At 66.6% G+C, this 3,394-nt stretch carries 3 protein-coding genes; all 3 read right to left on the reverse strand.

What is annotated here, in order from left to right; translation table 11 throughout:
* On the reverse strand, positions 1–1,997 hold a 1,997-nt coding region (locus VIB55_RS24440; RefSeq protein WP_331879303.1), incomplete at its 3' end, for a hypothetical protein.
* Entirely contained in the window at positions 1,979–2,251 is a 273-nt protein-coding gene (locus VIB55_RS24445) for a hypothetical protein (protein WP_331879305.1), read from the reverse strand. The genes VIB55_RS24440 and VIB55_RS24445, both read right to left, overlap by 19 nt.
* Positions 2,248–3,354: a hypothetical protein gene (locus VIB55_RS24450; protein ID WP_331879306.1), complete on the reverse strand. Its 1,107-nt coding sequence runs from the start codon at positions 3,352–3,354 to the stop codon at positions 2,248–2,250. Before VIB55_RS24450 ends, VIB55_RS24445 begins: the two co-directional genes overlap by 4 nt.
* Positions 3,355–3,394 lie beyond the last annotated feature (40 nt).

The raw sequence follows: 3,394 nt of genomic DNA on the forward strand, positions 1-3,394 counted from the left end.
GACGTTTCCAGGTAGCACGTGATCCCCGCCGCCACGGGGTCGAACAGGGTTACCGCGATGGCATTGTTCCCCGGATAGATGGGGAACGGCACCGGCTCCGTCGTGAGTGATGTCGCGTTCGCAGCCGCAGGGGCGGCAAGCGTGACGTAAACGCCCGTGCCGTACTTCAGCACTTGCCCTGCCGGCAGCGCTCCCGGCAGGGGCAACGCGGGGACTGTGACCGCCCCCGCCGGCACCGAGCTGGGGACCGGAAGGGGGTTCTGCACGTGGGCCACGGTGGACGTGTCCGGCCGGATGATGGCGTCGCCGGCTTGGATGGCCGCCGCGGTGCCATAGACCGGGATCGTCGTTGCGCCCACGCTCACCTCGGCGCGGGTAGTCGCGGTGGTTCCGGATGCCTGGAAGGTGAGCACCGTGCCGCTCGCGATCTCGGAGAGAACCGAGCCCACGGGGATCAGGTTGGACCCGGCCGGAATCGTCGGCTGCACCGGAAGCGGGTTGGGGATCGTCGCCACCACTGCGACGTTGCTCTCGTTGTACTTGTCGTGCGTGAACGTCACGCCGTCCAGGCTGAGGTTGTCCGGGGCGGTGGAGCCCAGCACGTAGACCACACCGCCGGGGCTCGTGCCCGCTGGGATGTGGAAGTCATACCGGACGTTGATCCGGCAACTACCCGTGAACGAGTAGTTATACTCCTGAATTCGCCAAGGCTCGTTGATCGAGAACGAGCAGTTGACGAACTGCGCTTCGCACTGGCCCGTGTTCACGCGGCCTGTGGCCGTGAGATTCACACAGAGCAGCTTCGGCAGCACGCCCGTGTCCAGCGTTTTCTTCGGGTTCCAGTCGAGTTTGAAATCTACGTCGACATTGACGAAGCGGGCGTGGCACGGGTAGTCGCTCCGCTGGTTGAGCTCGCATTCCAGGTTGTTCACGACGACGTTGCTCAGGACGATGTTCCTGAACATGCCCGTGACGCAGATGCCGGCCCGGAGCTTCCGCGCGCGGCCCGACTCGCGGATGCCGGAGAGGAAGATATCGCCGAAGGCGGAGTCCAGGTTCGTGCCCAGCGACAGCCCGTCCGCGTTGCAGTCGTGAAAACTCAGGTTCTCCGCGCGCAGCTCGGTCACACCCCGGCTGCCCTGCGCAACGACCTGGATACAGTGTGTCGCCTGGCGCTTCTCGCCCAACGGGTCGGCCGCGAAGAAGGGATTGCCCCGGTGGTTGTCGTCTATGCTCATCCCGCTGATGCTCACCCGGATCTCGCTGCCGGGGGCGGGGCGCACGTAGAACAGCCGGAGCGACTGGCTTCTGCGCTGCACTCCAGTCACGGGGTCTACGCCGGGGTCGGGGATGGAATTATCCGGCCGCTTGATATTGGTGACGCCCACCCCGGCGCCGATGATCGTTACATCGTGCGTGGCGCCGTCCAGCCACACCAGCTTGCTCGTATCCCCGGACCCTACCGTCCAGTAGCCCGAGATCAGCCGGACTGGGATGCCCGTCGTCATCGCGTTCAGCCCGGCGGCCCGGATGTATGGGCCGTCATCGTCCTTATCGTTCACCGGCGCACCCCAATGCACCGGGTTGAGATACTCCACACTGTCGGGGGCGAAGCGCACCTTGCCGCCCAGCGATTCATCGATCCAGCGGAAATTCCCCGCCTCCACCGAACCGGCGAGCGTGATCGTCACATTCGGGCCGGGGCGGAGCAGCGCGCCGGGGCGCACCTCCAAGCTGGCAGCGAGGGTCATGCTGGCGTTTACCCGGAGCGGGTCAGCGAGCCGGATGCGGCCGATACCCTCATCCGCGACGTGCGCGGCCAGCAGGGCCAGCCCCGGTCCGTCGTTGGATACGCCGTCCAGCGTCAGGCCAAAGGCGTCCCTGAACGCGGCAGCATCGCACGCTCCCGCTACGCCCGTGTTCAGCAGCGGAGCCCGGACGCCCTTTTCGCCGTCGCTGCGTACGATTTCCCGAAGGTTCAGCCGAGGGTCTGCCATTGCCCGTATGCGGTGAAGGTGTCTCGATCACTGCTGATCAGGCCGGCAGTGCTGTTCGTTTCGTTCATCGGCACGATGCGAAGATCTCCGGTGCCGTCCGCGTCGATCAGCCCGTGCGTGGCTTCGGTGCGAACGGTCGAAAACCTGAAGTCGTCCGGGCCAACTTCGGTGAAGTACCCGAGGTAGAGGCGCGCCGCGCCGGGAGGCGGGCCGATCGACTCACTGTGGCTCTGCGGCCGTACGTCGCGGCTCATGGGCAGTCCTCCACGGAAACGGTGACGGAATCCGTCTCGGCCGGGAGGGATGCGACGGAGCTGTCGCGCATGCGGATGACCACCCACCTGTACTGATAGGCCGTGGTAGTGCCGAGCCCACCCATCGTCTGGCCGGGGTAGCTCACCTCGTGCGAGACCGTGCTGAGTGGAAGGGACGGAGCGAACGTCACGTCCGACCACGGGCCAGGGGGGTCGCTGCCAACGGCTATGCGCCGCTCCACCCGCAGTCCGTAACCACCCGACGCCGAATTGATCACCTCGTCTAGGGTGACGCTGTGCGTCATGGCCGCGCTGCCGCAGGTTCCCGTGTTGCCGGTGATCCACTTCGCCCCGACCACCATCGGCGCCGGATCGTCCACGGGAGGCGGAGCCGTCCATCCCTCCACCGTCACGTCGCGGTACCGCACCTCCTGCGCGGTCTGCCCTGCGTTCCACGAGAGCCCCGCCCTCAGCCCGTAAACCAGGAAGCGTTGCGGGTCAGGATCCGCCGCTACCGTGAACCTTCCGAAGTACGGCATGTCTTGGCTGCCGCGCGGCGGGATCGCCACCTCGGCGCCGGCGCTGGCGACTGGAGCGCCCACGGCGATCGGCCGGTACGCCAACGACTCCGCGTCCGTGTCGCTGTCCACGTTGAGCACGGTGTCGCCGGTAACCTTGTCGCGCACTTCCATTACGACGGGGTGGTTGGGTACCCGGTCGCTGTCCACGGCCGCCGAGGAGATCACCTTGTTCGGCTGTCCGTCGTTGCGCACCACCTCCGCTTCGAAGTTCAGGATGTGGGGCTTCGGCGGAAGCGGAATGTCATCGAGCCGCCACGTGTCAGCCGCGGGGTGCGACGTCGGCGCGAGCGGTCCGAGCCGTACGCCCAGCTGCACGATGTAGAATTCGACGGCCGCCGTAACCCCCCGCGGATCCTGCAGGGTGAGGATGGCGTCCACCGCCGTGCCCGCTTCGTTCTCAACCGGCCGGATCTCCCCCGCGAGGATAGCCGGCGTGCCGTAGATCGTCTCAAGAATGTGGTTTCCGACCACCAGCTCGCCGCCTGACGCTTCGTATCGGCCTTCGACGTATACCTTTGTCACCTTCCCCTCGGGTGGGGGCGGCACGGTGATGGAGTCCACG

The sequence above is a fragment of the Longimicrobium sp. genome, assembly GCF_036554565.1.
Taxonomy (GTDB): domain Bacteria; phylum Gemmatimonadota; class Gemmatimonadetes; order Longimicrobiales; family Longimicrobiaceae; genus Longimicrobium.

Excerpts from the sequence above, each read along its gene's own strand:
- VIB55_RS24445 (WP_331879305.1), bottom strand. The coding sequence starts at position 2,251 with ATGAGCCGCGACGTACGGCCGCAGAGCCACAGTGAGTCGATCGGCCCG.